Source organism: Streptosporangium sp. NPDC004379 (assembly GCF_042873875.1).
Classification (GTDB): Bacteria; Actinomycetota; Actinomycetes; order Streptosporangiales; family Streptosporangiaceae; genus Streptosporangium.
On sequence record NZ_JBIAMC010000002.1, the window covers coordinates 486,827 to 503,636 of the forward strand.

A 16,810-nucleotide genomic window follows, 5' to 3' on the forward strand; every position below is an offset into this window, starting at 1 on the left:
CAGGGGCCGGAGACTTCGGGGGCCGGAGACTTCGGGGGCCGGAGACTTCGGGGGCCGGAGAAAGGAAAGAACATGTCCGAACGAGAAGTCAGCCGGCGTCGGCTCCTGGCCTCGGCGGCGGGCGTCGGCGGCCTGTCGTTAGGGCTTTCGCTCGTCCCCGCCGGGGCGCACGCCACGTCCTCAGCCGCCGGCCGCCCCCGCCGGACCGGCGCCTCGTGGGAGAACGTCATCAAGAGGTCCTCCCTCAGCAGCTCCTCGGCCTTCGACCGGAGCTGGAACCACCTCTACCCCTGGGATGCCGACGCCGACACCCATAACGGCGCCGCCAGGATGCACGCCGACAAGGTCTCCCTCGCCAAAGGTGTGCTGACCCTGACGGCGACCCGGCTGGCTCAGCCCGACGGAGACAGTCCGCACGCGCCGTACGCTCCGCTGTGGTACCGCTCGGGCGCCGTCCACGCCAAGGAGCAGATCCTCGTCGACGACCGGTTCCCCGAATACGACATCGAGGGCGAGTTCCGCACGCAGACCGGGAAGGGCATCTGGCCGGCCTTCTGGACCATCGGGATCTGGCCGGACTGGCCGCCGGAGAGCGACATCCTGGAATACGTGGGGAATTCCACCAACCTCTTCAACACCTGGAACAGAAGCGCCGACGACAATGAGCTCGTCGAGCGTAAGCGGATCAGCGTCCGCGACCCCGATGCCTGGCACCGGTACCGCGTCCGGATGTCCAAACGGGGAAAAGACGTCATGCTCGACTACTACTTCGACGGGGTCCGGAAGGCGACCCACCGGGGAGTCGGCTGGGCCGGCGTCCCCCAGTGGCTCATCATCAACCTGCAGATGGGCGCCTGGGCTTCGGGAATCGAATCCGACGACCCCGGCTGGGACAAGCAGCCGGGTCCCGCCGGAAACACCTATCTCCGCGCCCGCAACGTGTGGGTCGGTCGCACGCGCGCCCGGTGACGCGTCACCCCGGCCGGCCGCACGCGCGCGCCCGGTGGTCACCCGGGCCGGCCGCATGCGCGCCCGGCGACGCGTCAACCCCGGACGTTCGCCCGCGGTGAGCGGCCGGCAGGCGACCGGCCACCCGTCAGCTGGTGAAACGTCCCTCACGGGTGTACTTGCAAGCCCCGCTGAGGCAGTTGGGGTTGGACCCCCAGTTGTCGTCATAGGTGACCTTGCGGTGGTACTTGGCAATGCCCTTGACCTCTTCCGCCTGAAGCCCGGGGCCGACCTTCTCCTCCTTCTGCTTCCACCAGCCGGTGCCGTTCCAGTAGTACAGCCGGTGCCGGGCCCACAGGTGGCTCGGCGAGCCCTCAGGCAGGCAGTTGAAGACGAAGCTCTCCGCGCGACGCTCCTTGAAGCCGCCGAAGTCTTGGGTGGTGTACGACTTGGGAGCCATACCGGCCTTGGCGTTGTCGTGCCAGAGGTGCCAGCTCCAGTATTCGGCGGTGCACGAGGCGGAGAGCACGGCGGCGGCCGGAGCGGTCAGGCCCCGTACGGTGACCGGCTCGCTGGTGACCCGCCGCCGCTGTAACTCGGCGGGTAGGTCGGGGCCGTGGTCGTCGACGAGACGCTGGGGCACCGGCACGTCGGGCGGGGTGATCTCCAGGTAGGTCTGCAGGTAGCTGTTGCTCCGGTCCCAGGCGATGAGCGGCGCGCGGCCGATGATCCCGAGCTGGGACATCCCCACTTCGTTGGAGGGCTGGCTGTCGGAGAAGTCCACGGTGAGACCGCTCGTGTATTCGATGTGCGCCAGGGGAATCTCCCGGTCGCTCTCCTCGGATTCGGCCGCGGCCGGGGAGGAGACGAGCACCATTGTGGCGGCGATTGCTGCGATTGACCTCATGTCACTCCTTGCGATTGAAGTTTCCACGCAGAACGTTAGGAATCGCCTCTTTCAATGGCCTTGATCATGAGCTGAACGCATACTTTCAGCGCGCTGAAACCGAATCGGAGCTTATGTCGAGCCTGTCCCTGTCGGCGTCTTCCGTGCTCGGCGGCCTCGCGCTCGATCTCCAGGGCCTATGCTCGGCGAGCCGGGACGCCGGCCGGCCCCGGCAGGCCGCGCGGGTCCGCTCCATCCTGCTTTATCCTGCGCGCATGCTGATCACAGACGGGGAGCTGGCCCTGACCGCGGCCCAGGCGGGAGCCGCCGTCGTGCACGCCCGGTACGGCGCGCCGCTGACACGCTTCGAGAAATCCGCGGGTGACTTCGCCACGACAGCGGACATCGAAGCGGAGAAGGCCATCCTCGACGTCCTCCGTACGGCCCGGCCGGATGACGCCGTGACGGGCGAGGAGAGCGGGCGCACCGGCTCGGGCGACGCGGAACGCATGTGGCTGGTCGACCCCCTGTGCGGCACGCTGAACTACGCCGCGCGGAACATGCTGGTCGCGGTGAACGTCGCCCTGCGCACGAGCTCGGGCATCACGGCTGCGGCCTGCGCCGACCCGTTCTCCGGCGAGATCTTCTGGACCGACGGCGAGCACGCCCGCGTCCGGTGCGACGGCACGGACCAGGAACTCACACCGTCGCCCGACTCACGGCTGGTGGACGTCAACCTCGACCCGCCGTTCCCGAACGAACCGCGCTTCCGCGCCGTCCGGCTCCTCGCCGAACCGGGATTCGCCGAACGGTTCCGCCCACGTGTCGTCTCCACCACCCTGGCGCTCGTCTGGGTCGCCGCCGGACGGCGCGCCGCGTACGTCACCGACGGCCGACTGCGGGACAACGTGCACTTCGCCGCCGGCATCGCGGTGTGCCGGGCCGCCGGATGCGTGGTGACCGGCATCCACGGCCAGCCGTTGCACACCGGCGCGGGCGGCCTCGTCGTGGCGGCCGACGCGGAGACCCACGCGACGCTGCTGAACCTCATCGCCGACCAGTCCCCACCCGACCGGTAGGCCACGCGCCTGCCCGGCCCCCGCCACGGCTGGGCTCTCCCCGTCCTGCCATGGCGGTACGCTCCGCCGTCCTGCCTCGTGTCCTGCCTCGGTGGGACGTTCTCCCCGTCCGGCGTCGCGGCCCGATGACGGCACACCGTGGCACCGGTCAGGCGGGCAGGTCCCAGCTCGGGCCGTCCGGGTCGCCCAGCCAGACGTACTGGCGGGCCGGGGTGACGGTGAGCCCGAAGGCCATCCGGTTGCGCTCACAGGAGGGGACGGTGTGGATCACCGCCGGACGCCCGGCGGACTGGCCGTCGGACGAGACGTACCACCTGGGCACCGACGACATCATGGTGGTCTTCACCGCCGAGTTCGCGGGGGCGCGGCCATTCGCGCGCGAGGAATGAAACTCGGTCAGAACTTCGAGATGCCGGGACCGTAGCCCAGGCTAGAGGATCTATTCGTCCGGCTGGATAGGTGTGCCGGCAATGGGCGGTGCGGTCTCTGATCCCGCGGCCCCGATCGCGCCCTCCACGCCGGCCGTCCGGCCGCCCGAATCCATGGTTATGGGTTCCGGCCCGTTGCGAAACCGGTAGCCGACCGACCGGAGGTGCCGGTACTCGAACGCAGCCAGCACCAGCACCGTGGCCGCGCCGCAAAGGTTCAGCGTAAGCCACAGCCCGTCGGGCACGCCATTGGTGTTGTGAGTGATGATCTCCTGGCCGCTGATCAGCAGCATGAGACTCACTGCGCCGATCGGTGCGAGCAGCGGATGCATATGGCCCATCCAGAATCCGGTGCGCGCCGCCCAGTAGAGCGTGCAGTACCAGAAGCAGCAGAACCAGAGAACGAGGACGATCGCCAAGGCTATCGCGACGAGCAGCCAGAATCCTGCTTCCCCCTGGACGTTGAGGTCGATGTCATATCGAAGCTGGATGTCACTGTCAGCGAGGGGGTCGGTGTTACGCTCATCGGCCGCGACGATGAGCAACCCGATCGGCAGGTAGATGACGGCCAGTGTGAGCAACGCACGTCTCATCAGGAGCAGCACGCCAGGCAGAAGGCTGGCGCGGCGGCCGGAGCGGGTCACGATGAATATCGCGAGGATCGGCAGCGGCAGCAAAAGGAAGGCAAGCCACCCGGTGTCCCCCATCTTTCGGAAGGTGTTGACCCAGACGTTCTGGTAGCGGGAGGTCGCCACCAGGACCACGCCGAGACCGATCGTCGATCGCCAGAACGCGAGCCGATCCAGCATCCTGTCTTCGCGCGATGGGCCGACCCGGGGTTTGAACAGGAACCTGGCGGCCATCCATGGAAAGAGCACGGTGACGATGACACGCCTGAAGCCGTTGCCATTATCCGGTTCGAGGCTGCGGCCGTGTTTCGATCGTACTGCGGACATCCGGCTCCCTTGTGTTATCGACTCGGTGCCGTGGACGCTCCGATGGTCGCGCTGCGGGGTCAGAGTTCGCAGGAGGTCGGAGCGCGGCCCCACCGGGGTCAGACGATATCGACGGCTGTGAGCACGCCGAGGGTCGCGAGAAGGCCGAGGCCCGTCAGGATCCACCCCATGGTGGAACCGCGCTGACCGCCGGTGTCGATGCGAGCATGTCGCGGCTTTTGAGGGTCGTAGAGAATCATGACGCGATCTCCTGGTCGAGGGGGTTGGCTTCGTCGAACTTCGAGGTGACCTCGACCTCGTGGCCTTCGAGCGCGGCGAAGCGGAAGATCGGACTGCACGTAGAGCTATCGGGGTCGCGACTCCGCACCAGGTCAGACTTCTCCTTCGGGCACGTGGTGTGCAGATGTGAAATGACTTCTTCAGCTGGTCGACTGAGGTATCGGAGGGTTTGTCCATGAAAGTGATCAGAGCGCGGAAGGAGTCTCAATACTTTTCCGGGCTAATCGATCCGGACCAAAAGGAATTTTTCGCTGAAATAGGTCAGCCCTGGGAGGCGGTCCGGCACTGATGGCCATGTCAATCTCCATGGCGACGGCATATACGTTTCTCATCACAATACGTCTTCACGAGGGTGAACGAGCGCCGATGAGCCGGATGAGGACGCCCTCGTCGCGCCGGACGGCGAAGTACCAGCCCACGGAGCGCTTCCCATCCTGAGTAGCGGCCCTTTTCGATGAACTGCGGGACGACGATGGCCTGGACCGCGGTGGCGCGGCGCGGGCGGCAGCGCGACCAGCCGGCACCTTCCAGGTCTTCAAAATCACGGCGACGCGTTCCCCGACAACCCGGATACGGGCGTGGGAACGGTTGACGAACTTCTGGTGGCGCGACAGGCGCGGCCGGTGCCGGTGGTGCTCCACCCCGATCAAGCACCGGCCCTCGGACCGGACCGTCCCGAACCGCTGGGCCCAGGCCGGCTGCGGAGGCCGGTGACCGCGACGGCTCCGCCGTACCGATCAGGCGGGGAGGTCCCAGTTCGGGCCGTCCGGTTCGCCCAGCCAGACGTACTGGCGGGCCGGGGTGACGGTGAGCCCGAAGGCCGTCTGGTCCGGGGATCCGGCGGCCCGCCAGGTCAGCACGGCGTCCTCCACCGCGTCCCACAGCCGCAGCGGCCCGCGCTGCCGTACGGTCCCGGCGGTGACCTCGGCGAGCGAGCCGGTGCCCACGTCCCACAGCACGACCTCGTCTCCACCGCCCAGCCGTACGGCGGACGGTACGGCGAGCTGCGCCACGAACACCCCGGTCCGGTCGTCCAGGACCCGGGGGTCCACCCGGCCGTCCCGGACCTCACCCACCCCGAGGTGCGGGGAGGCCAGCGGAGGGCGGCCGTGGGGCCGGGCGGTCATGAAGTGGAGGTCGTCCGGGAGGAACCGCCCGCTGGCCGTACCGTCGTCGGCGAGCGTGAGGTGCGCGAACGCGCCGCCGCCCAGCCACCCGGACAGCGGCGCGGTGATCGTGCCGCCGTCGCGGACCTGCCACAGCCACGGCAGGGGGACGTAGCGGATCGAGCAGGTGGCGATCAGCCGGTCGTACTCGGCGTTCTCGTCGTATCCGGCGAGGCCGTCCCCGGTCACGAGCGTCGGCGCGTACCCGGCGGCGGCGAGCGCCTCCCGTGCCCGGCCGGCCACCACCGGGTCGTACTCGACGGAGGTCACGGCGGCCGGGCCGAGCCGGTGGCACATCAGCGCGGCGGAGTAACCGGTGCCGGTGCCGATCTCCAGCACCATGTCACCGTCGGAGATCTGGGCGGCTTCCAGCATCCGTATGACCAGGCCGGGCATGGTGGATGAAGACGTGGGCCCGCCGGAGACGACCCTCCGAACGCCTCCGGCCTCCGGTACAGCTTCGGTCTCTGGTGCTTTTCCGGCCCCTGGCACGGCTTCGGCCTTCGGCGCGCCCTCGGTTCCCGGGGTGCCCTCAACCATGGCCTCGTCGAGCTGGGTCACCCAGGTCTCGTCGCGGTAGACCAGCTCCAGCCACTCATCGGCCGCCACGTCGTCCCGCCGGACCACCTCCCACCGGTCACCGTGCCCGGTGGGGCCAGCGATCGCCGACCCGAGGAACACCTCCCGCGGCACGGCCTCGACGGCCGCCCGCCACGCGGGGTCGGTGAGGCAGCCGTCGCGGGCGAGATGGTCGGCCAGCGTACGGCGAAGCCGTACGGCTAGGTCGGATGTCCTGTGGTCGATCACATTTTCCCTCATAAATCAGGGCGCCTAGGAGCAACGATGGCTTAGGACCTGGCGATCCATGGTGAGTGACGTCGCGCACCCTCCGAGGAACTTTTCTAGTGTGACCACGTGGTTATCCATCCGCAGGCAGAAGCAGATTTTCCTAGGCGGCTCTTCGCGACATTGCCACAGCGACAACCAGTCGCTACTTAACGGGATAACCGCAAAAATTGCCATTTTCCCTATAAACAAGGGATATGTCAACAGATTCTAGATATTCCTTCAAGTCGCCCTCCGGCTCTTCTGGTAGAAGAACAGCAAGCTTTGGTTCGACGGGATCAACGTGACGTCGGTAATCCAAGAGCTGACCAACAGCCATCCGTACAGAATTCCGAGAAGAGTTCGCCTTGACCTCATATAGGACATGGTCCGTAACATCATAGAGGTCTGTAAGCAGCGTAGAAGTAGACCCCTTCGGTTTCACCTGAAAGCGCCGCACTTCGTGATGTCGCGACTCCAGGAAGTCGCGAAACTCATCCGACAGCCTTGCCTCCCGTCGTTCCATCACCGTTCCAGGAACCTCCGACCGAAGCGTCCGAGTAGCCCTGCTAGTTTCCGGGCTAACAACTACGCTAACCGTAGCGCTTGCCGGAATTCTGCGAACTTCGGTCTCCCTCGCCAGAGGGATATTATCTTGCTCATCTAGGAAAAATTTCCCCACCGGGCGCATCATAAATACAATCACCCAGCGAAGAACCCCGTCGTTATTCCTTTCTTGGCGCATTACATATGGCCGCTCAATATCTAGCTCGAACTCACCGATGTAACGTTGTAGCTTAGTTCCAGATCCAGGAACTTTACCAGCGGCACGAAATAGATGAAGTTTCCGGCCGTCCTCTCGATGACGCAGGATGGCCTGGTTTCCCACGCCGTTTCGACCCCCGAATACTTGGTCTCCCTCGCCATGGCCGGTGTATTCAAAAATCAGGCCACGATCGTCCCTCTCAGCCAGCCAACCATCCTTGTACCCCCTCCGCTCCCCACTCTCCGGATCCGAGTAGATCAGAACGGTCGAAGACTTTTTAGCTGGACAGATTCCTCCCTGCGTGCTTCCCCCGAAGACCCTCTTCATCTTGTCACGTGTAGTTATTTTTCCTACTGGAGGGTGCAGATCAGCCATACAGGGATTCTAGGCTACTTGTCCATCTTTTAGCCTTATGCGACCGAACGCCTAAATCACCCACACGACATCAAAAGGGATATTGGTGCATAAAAGGTTTCATATATACAGCGCGCAAACGGCTGTCGCGACAAAACCGTTATCAGCAAAGCTGAGATCAGCACGCCCTGATGTGATCAAGCTCTAAACCAAGCAATCGACAAACGTCTACCGAGCGCCGCAAGGTATGGCTCGCTCCAGAGATGACAACTAGGCATGAGCCGGGCCCAACGTTACGCATGAAGCACTGAACCTCCTCTAAGGGCGTGACACGATCTTCATCTCCGTGAGTCAGCAACAGTGGACGTCTTACCTGGACTTCAGACCTATCTGGCTCCTCGCAACGCAGCAGTTCCGCATGATGGGCCTGGAACTTCGGCGCGGCATCACCCCAGGTCGTGAGGTTCACGACAGCCGATCTGGCAGTCCCGGCTACGAACACATCAGTTGTGGTTAGAGCCCGCAGAACGGTATAGCCGCCCGCGCTCGCTCCCCAGATAGCCATGCGCTCCAGATCCGCCCGGCCGATGGAGGCCAGGTGAAGCGCAGCGTCAGCGCAGTCGGTGGCGTCGACCGTTCCCCATCGGTGGCGGAGGCCGAGCCGGTACGCGCGGCCGTACCCGGTGCTGCCCCGGTAGTCGATGTCCGCGACAGCGAAGCCACGGCTGACGAAGAACTGGGCGTGAAGGTCGAGTCGCATCGGCCAGTTCGCCGTTGGTCCCGGATGCGCTCGGACGAGTAGCGGCGGAGGCCGCTCATTGGTCCGTGAGGACGGCGGAGGCGAGTAGTACAGGCCGTACGCCCGCTCACCGTCCCGGGTGGGAAAGATGAAGGGCTCCGGAACGACAAGAGATGACTCGTCGATGCCGAGATCGTTCGTGGTGAGTTCACGGACCGCCCCGGCCGTGTCAGCGAGTACCACGGTAGGAAGCTTGGCAGGACTGGAGCCAATGAAGGCGAGCAACTCTCCCACCACAGCCAGGTAGGGCTTGATCGAGGTGTACGGCAGAGCCACCGGTTCAACGGAGCCGTCGGCGTTCCTCATCACGAGGCGGTGCAGCGGGCCTTCCTGGACAACGGCCACGATCCGGCCGGCCTGGAACCCGTACGTTCGGTAGCCGAACTCCCAGGGAGCAGCCGCGACCTCGAACTCTCCAGTGATCACCGGTTCAAGACGGCCGTCATGCCAGGCGTACAGGTTCCACCAGCCTGAGCGGTCCGAGAGGAGGTGCAGCACGCCGTCCGGGCTCCACCGCGGCTGGCACACCGACTCGTCCTCACCTCCCGCGACGAGCCGCCGGTCGGTCAGGGTCGCGTTTGGCTGGAGATCGGCTGTCCACAGCTGGGAGCCGTCCCAGGGCATGAGCGGTGCGTTCCATGACACCCATGCCAGGCGCCTCCCGTCGGGGCTGGGCTCGGGTGACATGTAGAAGTCGTCGCCGGATGCGATCACCACTGGCTCACCCGGCTTGGTGGCCGACAGGGCGACAAGCTCGTTGTGCACGGTGCCATCGTCCTCATGGCGTTCCCGGACGCAGACCAGCGTGTCACTGCCCGGTACGAGACGCAGATCGGCATAGCGCAGAGCCCCAGGGCGGGCCGCAGGAGGCGTCACCGGGACGGGACCGGCGCCTCCGCTCGCTCGATAGATCCGTTGGTCTTCAGCATCGCAGTACCAGATGTCGCCTTCGGTGGCGAGGTACGCGCCTCCGCCGTACTCGTGCACGTAGGAGGCGACGTGCACCCCTTCGGGCAGGACATCCTGGGTGCCGTCGTGAGGAGTCCACCGTACGAGCACGTCCCCGTCGGGCCGTCCCTCGATCCAGTAGACGGTCTCGCCGACGGCCTGGACGGCGTCGTACGAGACAGTGGCGCGGGCGACCAGCTCAGCCGGGATAGGGCTCACTCTGTAATGTTCGGACGAACTCGTCCAGTTCGCGAGCCACAGCCGAATCGCCCTTCATCATGTGGTCGCGGAGTCTGCGGACCTGGGCGATGCCCGCAGTCGATCCCCGCTGGGCGAACACGGTGATCGCCTCGGTTGCCAGCCGTACGGCTTCGGCGGTTTCTCCTTCTCCGAGGCGGGCTCGTGCCAGGTCCACGGTCAACTCCGCGCGCCGCCGTACGCAGGTGGCGGGTACACCGCTCAGCGCCTGCTCGAAGGACCGCGCCGCCTGGGCGTAGCGCCCCAGTTCCAGGTGGCAGTTTCCCTCGTAGCCCATCAGCCGCTCGTGGTCGAAGTCGTACATCCACTCGTCGTTCTCTCCCCCGGCCCGTTCCATGGCCTTGTGCGCCCGGTCTAGCTCGGCAAGAGCGGTACGGCCGTCACCCGCGTGGACGCGGGCGGTGGCGTGAACGGCGTGCAGCCAGGATCTCGTGGTGTGCGAGACGGAGCGCTTCGCGGTGTCCACGGCCATCGCCGCGTGGTGGACGGCTTCGTCGGGCCGTCCCGCGGCGTCGGTGGTCACCGCCTGGTAGGCGCTGACGTAGGAGAGCAGCCCGCCGTCGCCGGCCTCCTTGAGGGCGTTCAGAGCGGTGCCGTACCGGCGCCGGGTCTTGAAGTGATCGCCGAGGTCGAACCAGATCCACGCCGAGAATCCGGCCGCTTCCCCGGCGGCTGAGGCGATGCGTCGCCGCAACGTCTCTGGCGTGGGCACCTCCAACAGGGAGAGCAACAGGCCGAGATGCGCGTCGACGGGAGTGAGCATCTGCGTCGACGTCAGCTCGTGGTAGAGACGCCGCTGATGTGCCGTGATCGCTTCGATGTCGTCCGCCACCACCGAGGTGATGCTGGAGGCGCGTTCGCCGCACGCGCTGAGTCGGCCCCAGTCGATGTCCGGGCCGGCCTCCTTCGGGACGGACCGGCGCGCGGCCTCGCTGCTGTGACGTAGGTGCGCCTGTTCCCGGATCACCTCGGGGAACATGCCGGTCAATGCTCCTCCGGCACCGAGAGCGGTGTCGCAGGCGCAGATCACCGACTCCGAAGGAGCGACGGTGCCTCGCTCCACCGCGCCGAGGTGTTGCCAGGAGTAGCCCGTGAGCGCGCCGAGTTCCATCAACGTCAGTGATCGCTCTTTGCGGAGCCGACGCAGCTTGACGCCGAGGGCTGCGAGCAACGACGTCCCAGGATCGAGGTCCTTGGAAGGGCGCCCACGCCCGCGTTTCCCCTCCGTGTCCACGTGCGCACCTCCTGTTGTTTTTGCTGCTCGTTGCGAGCAAATCAGGCCGTGAGGTCTCCTGTCAGCACGTTGAACAACTTCAAGCACGAGAGGCACAGGCTGCAAGGACCGGCACCGCAAACACCCGTCACCTGCGGGGAAACGGGCGGTCCTGCGCTCTGTGCAGCAGTGGCTCATCCGCCCTGGAGGAAACGTGCCGGACGACATCGCACCGCAGAGAACCGTCGATCCCCGTCAGTACGCCGAGCTTCTACAACGAGAGCTTGAGCAGCAGGGCGTCGTTGCCGACGTTCACGTAGGCCACGAGCTGGCATTGGTGTCGGTCTGGGTCGGCCTGGTGGTGTGGTGCAACGGGGATCGGTTCTGGTGGCAGGCCGGGTGGGACGAGCAGTGCGGGCGGCCCGCCTACGCGTCGCGGCCGGTGTCCGGGGTCGAGGAGGTCGCCCGCCTGGTCGCCGTTCGATGCACGGAGTTGCGGCGAGTCCGGTTCGGAGAACGGACCGACCCGGGGCGGGTCCGGTCCGGGGAGCAGGCCGAGTGGCCGAGAGCCCAGGCCGACGAGCGGGCGACGGCCCCGGAGCCTGAGCGGCCTCAGGGTCCCGTCTGACGATCCGCACACTTATCCACAGCCTGTGGAAAAAAGCCTCCAGCAAGCCCCGGAACCCTCATAGTCCATGAAGGAAACGGCCCCACCAGGCGAGGTCTAGTCACCGGGCAGGGCCTTGATCGCACGCGGAGGTGCGACCCATGCCCAACCCTAACCGAGCCCTACGGATCATCCGGGTCCGCTGGCACGCCGAACAACCACCCACCCCCCTCGGGTGCCGGTGGTGCGGACATCCGCCCTACGCCCACGACGCCGCCGGCCTGCCGCACCGGCCCGGCCACCTGTGGGAGCAGCCCACGCCCGTCCAGGTACGCGCCCGCATGAGCGCCCGGCGACGGCTCGGCCTGTGCGACCGCCCCTTCCCCGGCACGGCGAAGCCCACCACGGCCCGCTCCCCCAGGCTGTTCCACCCGGCCACGGGATTCCCGGCCGGCAGGTCGGCTGCGGGACTCCCCGCGGGCCAAGGACGGCACGCGCGACCGGCCGCGGCCGCCGTCACACCGTACGGACGAGGAGGGCCGCATTCGCAGGATCCATACGTGCGGAACTCACCGCCGGGTCCACGTCCACCGTACGGAAGCAGGCGCGGGGCACGTCATGAAGGGGTGCCGGCATGATTTCGAAGCGTCAGACCGACGAACCGATGGACCCGACCCCGCGTTCCCGACCGGATGGAGAGGTGGAGAGAGCGGCACGACTGTTGTCGCGGCTGCTCGGCGTGCTCGTCCGCCGTGCCGGAATGACACAACCGGACAGCACCGGACCGGTACGGCCGAAGCCCGCGCGGGGAGAGGCGCAAGCCGCCTGGCCGCCGCGTCCCGGGCGGACCGGGGCAGACCTGCCGGTGATCTCCCACCGCTTCCCCGCGAGCCGTGACCAGGTCCGGCATGCCCGCGACTTCGTCGCCCAACTGCTCGGCGACGGCCACCCGCTGCGCGACGACGCCGTACTGCTGACCAGCGAACTGTCCACCAACGCCGTCGAACACGCGGCCGGGCCGAACAGCGGACCACGGGAGTTCCTCGTCACCGTGGCGTTCGTCGGGCGCGGCGTGCTGGTCACCGTCCAGGACCCCGGCTCCTCCCGGATCCCCTGCCCCCGCGACCCCGGACCCGACACCGTCGGCGGACGCGGACTGGCGCTGGTCGACGCGCTCGCCGCCCGCTGGGGCTTCCACCGCGACTCCGTCGGCACCGTCATCTGGTTCGAACTCGGCCCGCCTGTCTGAAGACCCGGTGCTCCCGTGCGGTGGTGCGGCGGAGGGGGAGCCGCACCACCACGTCAGCGGCGGGCCGCCGGTGGCCGGGACACGGATGCCCGTGCCCCACGCCACCGGCGGCCCTCCCGGACGGATGGCGGTCCGGGGCCGTCTGCTTCCCGCGCTCGGCCGAGACGACTGAGCCGATGAGCATCAGGCATGGTGACGATCGCACCGGCCGCCCTCGGCGGCCGGTGCGCCGTTCTCGGCGAACCGCGGGCGACGAAGCGGTGTCTGTGGGTCTTCACCACGCGGGTCGGTCGGTCGGGTTCGCCACTTCGGTGCAAGCTGACCACCGACCCGGCGAATGTTTCCGGCCACAGCGTCAGCTGTCGGCGGTGAGACCTTCGGCGATCTTGGTCAGCTCGCGGTCGACGGCCTTGGCGTCGGGGAATTTCTTCACGTACACGGGGCTGAACGTGATCTCGGCCCGCCGTTGCTCCCCCATGTTCAGGATGAGCGTGGGGGTGCCCTTCATGCCGTCCTCGCCGACATTCGCGAGGACCGAATAGCCGGTCCGGTCGCCGATGGTCACCGCTTCGCCCTCCCCCTCATCGCGGTATGTCTGCATACGGTCGTCGACCTCCTGGACGGCCTCACCCTCGTACACGAAGATCTGCACGCAGTAGAAGCCCTTCTTGTCGCCGTCGAAGTTCCACGAGGTGGAGTAGCTGTCGCCGTAGTCCACCGACCAGTTGCTCCACTTCAGGCCTTCGGGCAGGTAACCCACCTTGACGTGCTTGAGAGTCTTCCCGTCACCCAGGTCCCCGAGGCTGGGGCGGGCGGACGGCACGGGCGGGGTGTCGTCGATGGCGGGCGGCCCCAGCGTCTCGGAGACGGCCGCCGTCTCCGACGCGACGGGCGACTGCACGGCGCCCGGACCCACCGTCAGATAGAAGGGGCCCGCCACGAGGGCGGCCACCGTCGCGGCCAGGGCCGCGACCCTGCCCGGTGTCCTCTTCCGCCTCGTGGGCCCGGTGACCCGGTCCATCAGGTCGGGCGCGGCGTGCAGCTCCGCGGTCTCGTCCGCCATGAGCTGGCGGAGGCGTTCCTCAAGTGTGGGCATTGCCGATCGCTCCTTCCACGGGTGCCTCGCCGAGCGCTACACGCAGCTTGGCCATCGCCTTCGACGTCTGACTTTTCACCGTGCCGACCGTGCAGCCGAGCACCTCCGCGGTCTGCGCCTCGGTGAGGTCCTCCCAGTACCGCAGGACGACCACCGCGCGCTGCCGGGGAGGCAGGCCACGCAGCGCGTCCATGAGCAGGTGGCGCAGATCGACGTCGGTCGAACGCGCCGCCCTGTCCGGCAGGATGCGCATCGGGATGATGTTCAGAATCGCCCGGCGGCGGGCCTGGCTGATGGCGGTGTTGATGATGATGCGGCGCACGTAGGGCTCGGGCCTTTCGTACCGCACCCTGTCCCAGTTCTTGTAGGTGCGCTCCAGCGCCGTCTGCAGCAGGTCCTCCGCTTCCGCCTTGTTCCCGCAGGCGAGGTAGGCGACCCGCAGCAGGGCGGTAGCCCTCGCGGCTACGAATGCGCCGAAGTCACCCTCCGCGCTGCTCACGTTTGTCCATCCGGTTTCACGCCACCTAATACGCTTTCGATCCTCCAACAGTTGCCCGGGTTTCGCGGGCAACCTTGTGCGGCGCTCAGGCGTATTGGGAGGCATCGCTTCGAACCTCTGGAGGAGACACATGAAGCTCGCGACCGCACCGGTCCGGCTGCTGATCGCCGTCGGCGCCGGCCTGGCCGCTGTGGGTGCCGCCGCCCTGCCGGGCCTGCCGAGCGTCGTGCGGGCACCGGAGACGCGGCTCGCCGCCGCCGCGTCAGATCTGCCGGAAGGCGCCTACTGGCATACGAGGGTGCTGATCCAGCGCACCGGTCCCCGCCAGATGGGCAGCGGCGCGAATCGCTACTGGGTGGTGGAGCGGGAGCTCAGCGAGGAATGGACCGCGCCCGACGGCAAGGCCTGGTCCGGATACCGGGAGGCGGGGGCGTACCCGAAGAGCGCGGCGGACCGGAAGGCGTGGCGTCGCGACGGCTCGCCGGCCAAGTGGACCCGCACGGCCGACGGCCAGGTCGTGAAGCTGTCGACCGGACCGGACAAGGGCCACGTCGGGCCCGTGCGTGGCACGCATGACATGTTCTCTCTGGCCGGACAGCGGCTGACGTACGACGAGGTCCAGCGACTGCCCGCGGACCCGAACGCGTTGAAGTCCTGGCTCTCCGAGGCCGCACGGGTCTCACGGGTCAAGCAGGACAGGGTGGACGAGTACATCACCGGGGCGCTGCCGGGGATGCTCTATCAGCTTCCGGCGCCCAGGAACGTCCGCGCCGCGGCCTACCAGGCCTTGCTGACGATGCCCGCCGTCCGTGCGCGGGGAGAGTCCAAGGACGGCATGGGCAGAGCCGGCGCGGCCCTGTCGATCGACCGCCCGAAGACCGTTCAGATGAACGGACTGACGGTCAAGGACAAGGTCGACCTGATCGTGGACACCGGCACGATGCTTCTGCTGTCCGAGAGCCAGGCGACCACGGTCAGAGGCAAGTTGTCCTTCAACGAGACCAGCACCCGGACCATGCTCGAGGTCGGCTGGACCAACACCGCGCCGGCCGTACCCGCCCTGCCGTAGCGGCGCACGCGGGGGAGCGCGGGAGAGCACGTCAGTCGGCGAAGGCCGCGAGTGCGATGCCGAGGCCGCGTTCGTTCTGGCCCGCGGCCTTGGCGTCGGTGGAGTTGATCGAGTAGACGACCGTGCGGCTCAGGTCGCGGGTGGCGCCGACGCCGGCCGCGCTGCCGTACCTCGCTCCGGTCTTGGCGTACGCGGTGATGCCGCCGGGCAGCTTCAGCTCGGTCAGGCCCGAGGTGTAGACGGCGGGCTCGCCGGTGCCGTACATCGTGACCTTCGGCACGGTGAACATGGGCTCGATCTGCGCGGCGGGCACCACCTTGCCGCGGAACAGGGCCTTGATGAATTTCTCCAGGTCGGCCGTGGTGGAGATCAGGTCGCCGGAGGCCCAGGTGGAGGTCGCACTGCCCTCGGTCATGTCCACGACGTGGCCCTGGCCGTACCTGATCGCGTCCGGGAAGCCCGCGGGGACGGTCTGGTAGCCGTGGTTGTGCCGCCCGCGGATCCTGACGGACTCGCCGGGCAGGTAGCTGTCGCGCATGCCGACGGGCCGCAGGACGCGGGTGGTCACCTCGCGCTCGTAGGAGCGGCCGGTGACCTTCTCGATCAGCAGGCCCGCCACGAACGTGTTGATGTTGAGGTAGTGCTGCCGGGTGCCCGGCTCGAACTCGATCGGGTTCTTCACGGCCTCCGCGACGTACTCCTCGGGAGTCACCTTCTCGAACCTGGTGGCGTAGACCCGCTCGAAGCCGCCGTCGAACGTCGGCGCGGGCAGGCCGCTGGTGTGGTTGAGGAGCTGTCCGACCGTGATCACGGGGTAGCCGGCGGGCAGCAGGCCGGGGAGATACTCCTGCACCGTGCCGTCGAGCGAGACCTTGCCCTCGGCCACGAGCTGCAGCACGACCGAGACGGTGAGGATCTTGGTGATGCTGCCGGCCCGGAAGCGGGCGCCCTCCCTGGCGGGCCGCCTGGTGCGCAGGTCGGTGATGCCCGCGACGCCGTGCCAGGATCCGGCCGAGCCGCCCACCCTGACCTCGGCGGCGGTGGCGTCGGCTGCGGGGAGCCCGGCGATGCTCCGCTTCAGCGCCGCCGCGTTGATCGGCGGCACTCCGGTCCGTACGGTGGCCCGCCCGGCGGTGACGGCGGACGGCCCCGCCATGACGAAGGAGGACCCCGTCGCGGTGGCGGGCGGCCCCGCGGTGACGGCGGCGAGCGCCGGAGTGCTCGCCGCAGAGAGCGTGACCGGGACCAGGGCGGCGAGGGCGAGGCCGGCGGCGGCGACGCGGGTGCGCTTCATCGTGGACATCTCCAGAGGTTCGGGGGGAAGTGCTGGTGATGTCGTCGATCCTGCCGATCCGGCCCCGCCGTACGGATCGCCGACGCAGGGG

The 16,810-nt window shown here is 67.7% G+C and carries 16 protein-coding genes and 1 pseudogene; 5 read left to right on the top strand and 12 right to left on the bottom strand.

Annotated features, from left to right (window positions below; translation table 11 throughout):
- Positions 1-72: 72 nt before the first annotated feature.
- Entirely contained in the window at positions 73-969 is an 897-nt protein-coding gene (locus tag ACFYSC_RS06285) for a family 16 glycosylhydrolase (RefSeq protein WP_389957463.1), read from the top strand.
- A gap of 127 nt (positions 970-1,096) precedes the next feature.
- On the opposite strand, the gene ACFYSC_RS06290 is transcribed toward ACFYSC_RS06285, so the two are convergent.
- Positions 1,097-1,855, bottom strand: coding sequence for a hypothetical protein (locus ACFYSC_RS06290; protein ID WP_389957465.1), 759 nt, complete (start codon positions 1,853-1,855; stop codon positions 1,097-1,099).
- 254 nt (positions 1,856-2,109) lie between these two features.
- Here ACFYSC_RS06290 and ACFYSC_RS06295 point away from each other — a divergent pair, with 254 nt between their 5' ends.
- Positions 2,110-2,913 carry an inositol monophosphatase family protein gene (locus ACFYSC_RS06295; RefSeq protein WP_389957468.1) on the top strand — a complete coding sequence of 268 codons (804 nt, stop codon included), beginning with the start codon at positions 2,110-2,112 and terminating at the stop codon, positions 2,911-2,913.
- Positions 2,914-3,061: 148 nt separating this feature from the next.
- Here ACFYSC_RS06295 and ACFYSC_RS06300 read toward each other — a convergent pair whose 3' ends face one another.
- The 8 genes and pseudogenes from ACFYSC_RS06300 to ACFYSC_RS06335 all read right to left on the bottom strand — a co-directional run bounded on the left by ACFYSC_RS06300 (position 3,062) and on the right by ACFYSC_RS06335 (position 10,863).
- Positions 3,062-3,259, bottom strand: a complete 198-nt coding sequence (locus tag ACFYSC_RS06300; protein ID WP_389957471.1) for a hypothetical protein — start codon at positions 3,257-3,259, stop codon at positions 3,062-3,064.
- Positions 3,260-3,352: 93 nt separating this feature from the next.
- Positions 3,353-4,297: a hypothetical protein gene (locus ACFYSC_RS06305; protein ID WP_389957474.1), complete on the bottom strand. Its 945-nt coding sequence runs from the start codon at positions 4,295-4,297 to the stop codon at positions 3,353-3,355.
- A 98-nt stretch (positions 4,298-4,395) separates the two neighbouring features.
- Positions 4,396-4,635: a DUF3592 domain-containing protein gene (locus tag ACFYSC_RS06310; RefSeq protein ID WP_389957477.1), complete on the bottom strand. Its 240-nt coding sequence runs from the start codon at positions 4,633-4,635 to the stop codon at positions 4,396-4,398.
- A 373-nt stretch (positions 4,636-5,008) separates the two neighbouring features.
- Positions 5,009-5,214: pseudogene (locus tag ACFYSC_RS06315) on the bottom strand (IS5/IS1182 family transposase); the annotation flags it as partial.
- Between the two features lie 99 nt (positions 5,215-5,313).
- Entirely contained in the window at positions 5,314-6,549 is a 1,236-nt protein-coding gene (locus ACFYSC_RS06320; protein ID WP_389957480.1) for a methyltransferase domain-containing protein, read from the bottom strand.
- A 184-nt stretch (positions 6,550-6,733) separates the two neighbouring features.
- Complete coding sequence (locus ACFYSC_RS06325) at positions 6,734-7,708, bottom strand: hypothetical protein (protein WP_389957483.1); 975 nt, start codon at positions 7,706-7,708, stop codon at positions 6,734-6,736.
- Between the two features lie 157 nt (positions 7,709-7,865).
- Entirely contained in the window at positions 7,866-9,653 is a 1,788-nt protein-coding gene (locus ACFYSC_RS06330; RefSeq protein WP_389957486.1) for a S9 family peptidase, read from the bottom strand.
- A complete protein-coding gene (locus ACFYSC_RS06335; RefSeq protein ID WP_389957489.1) occupies positions 9,634-10,863 on the bottom strand; it encodes a helix-turn-helix domain-containing protein in 1,230 nt (409 codons plus the stop codon). The genes ACFYSC_RS06330 and ACFYSC_RS06335 overlap by 20 nt, the downstream gene beginning before the upstream one ends.
- 223 nt (positions 10,864-11,086) lie before the next feature.
- Here ACFYSC_RS06335 and ACFYSC_RS06340 point away from each other — a divergent pair, with 223 nt between their 5' ends.
- Positions 11,087-11,533 (top strand): hypothetical protein, encoded by a 447-nt coding sequence (locus tag ACFYSC_RS06340; protein WP_389957492.1) that lies wholly within the window; start codon positions 11,087-11,089, stop codon positions 11,531-11,533.
- 679 nt (positions 11,534-12,212) lie between these two features.
- Positions 12,213-12,761, top strand: a complete 549-nt coding sequence (locus tag ACFYSC_RS06345) for an ATP-binding protein (RefSeq protein ID WP_389957495.1) — start codon at positions 12,213-12,215, stop codon at positions 12,759-12,761.
- A gap of 355 nt (positions 12,762-13,116) precedes the next feature.
- On the opposite strand, the gene ACFYSC_RS06350 is transcribed toward ACFYSC_RS06345, so the two are convergent.
- Both ACFYSC_RS06350 and ACFYSC_RS06355 read right to left on the bottom strand, forming a co-directional pair.
- Complete coding sequence (locus tag ACFYSC_RS06350; RefSeq protein ID WP_389957498.1) at positions 13,117-13,857, bottom strand: hypothetical protein; 741 nt, start codon at positions 13,855-13,857, stop codon at positions 13,117-13,119.
- Complete coding sequence (locus ACFYSC_RS06355; protein ID WP_362931580.1) at positions 13,844-14,356, bottom strand: SigE family RNA polymerase sigma factor; 513 nt, start codon at positions 14,354-14,356, stop codon at positions 13,844-13,846. Before ACFYSC_RS06355 ends, ACFYSC_RS06350 begins: the two co-directional genes overlap by 14 nt.
- Positions 14,357-14,486: 130 nt before the next feature.
- Between ACFYSC_RS06355 and ACFYSC_RS06360 the strand changes: the two genes are divergently transcribed.
- The gene (locus ACFYSC_RS06360; protein ID WP_389957501.1) at positions 14,487-15,425 is read left to right on the top strand and encodes a hypothetical protein; all 939 of its coding nucleotides are present in this window, start codon (positions 14,487-14,489) and stop codon (positions 15,423-15,425) included.
- 31 nt (positions 15,426-15,456) lie between these two features.
- Here the strand turns inward: ACFYSC_RS06360 and ACFYSC_RS06365 are convergent, their stop codons facing one another.
- Positions 15,457-16,728 carry a serine hydrolase domain-containing protein gene (locus ACFYSC_RS06365; protein ID WP_389957505.1) on the bottom strand — a complete coding sequence of 424 codons (1,272 nt, stop codon included), beginning with the start codon at positions 16,726-16,728 and terminating at the stop codon, positions 15,457-15,459.
- Positions 16,729-16,810 lie beyond the last annotated feature (82 nt).

Excerpts from the sequence above, each read along its gene's own strand:
- ACFYSC_RS06285 (WP_389957463.1), top strand. The coding sequence starts at position 73 with ATGTCCGAACGAGAAGTCAGCCGGCGTCGGCTCCTGGCCTCGGCGGCG.
- ACFYSC_RS06290 (WP_389957465.1), bottom strand. The coding sequence starts at position 1,855 with ATGAGGTCAATCGCAGCAATCGCCGCCACAATGGTGCTCGTCTCCTCC.
- ACFYSC_RS06295 (WP_389957468.1), top strand. The coding sequence starts at position 2,110 with ATGCTGATCACAGACGGGGAGCTGGCCCTGACCGCGGCCCAGGCGGGA.
- ACFYSC_RS06305 (WP_389957474.1), bottom strand. The coding sequence starts at position 4,297 with ATGTCCGCAGTACGATCGAAACACGGCCGCAGCCTCGAACCGGATAAT.
- ACFYSC_RS06325 (WP_389957483.1), bottom strand. The coding sequence starts at position 7,708 with ATGGCTGATCTGCACCCTCCAGTAGGAAAAATAACTACACGTGACAAG.
- ACFYSC_RS06350 (WP_389957498.1), bottom strand. The coding sequence starts at position 13,857 with ATGCCCACACTTGAGGAACGCCTCCGCCAGCTCATGGCGGACGAGACC.
- ACFYSC_RS06360 (WP_389957501.1), top strand. The coding sequence starts at position 14,487 with ATGAAGCTCGCGACCGCACCGGTCCGGCTGCTGATCGCCGTCGGCGCC.
- ACFYSC_RS06365 (WP_389957505.1), bottom strand. The coding sequence starts at position 16,728 with ATGTCCACGATGAAGCGCACCCGCGTCGCCGCCGCCGGCCTCGCCCTC.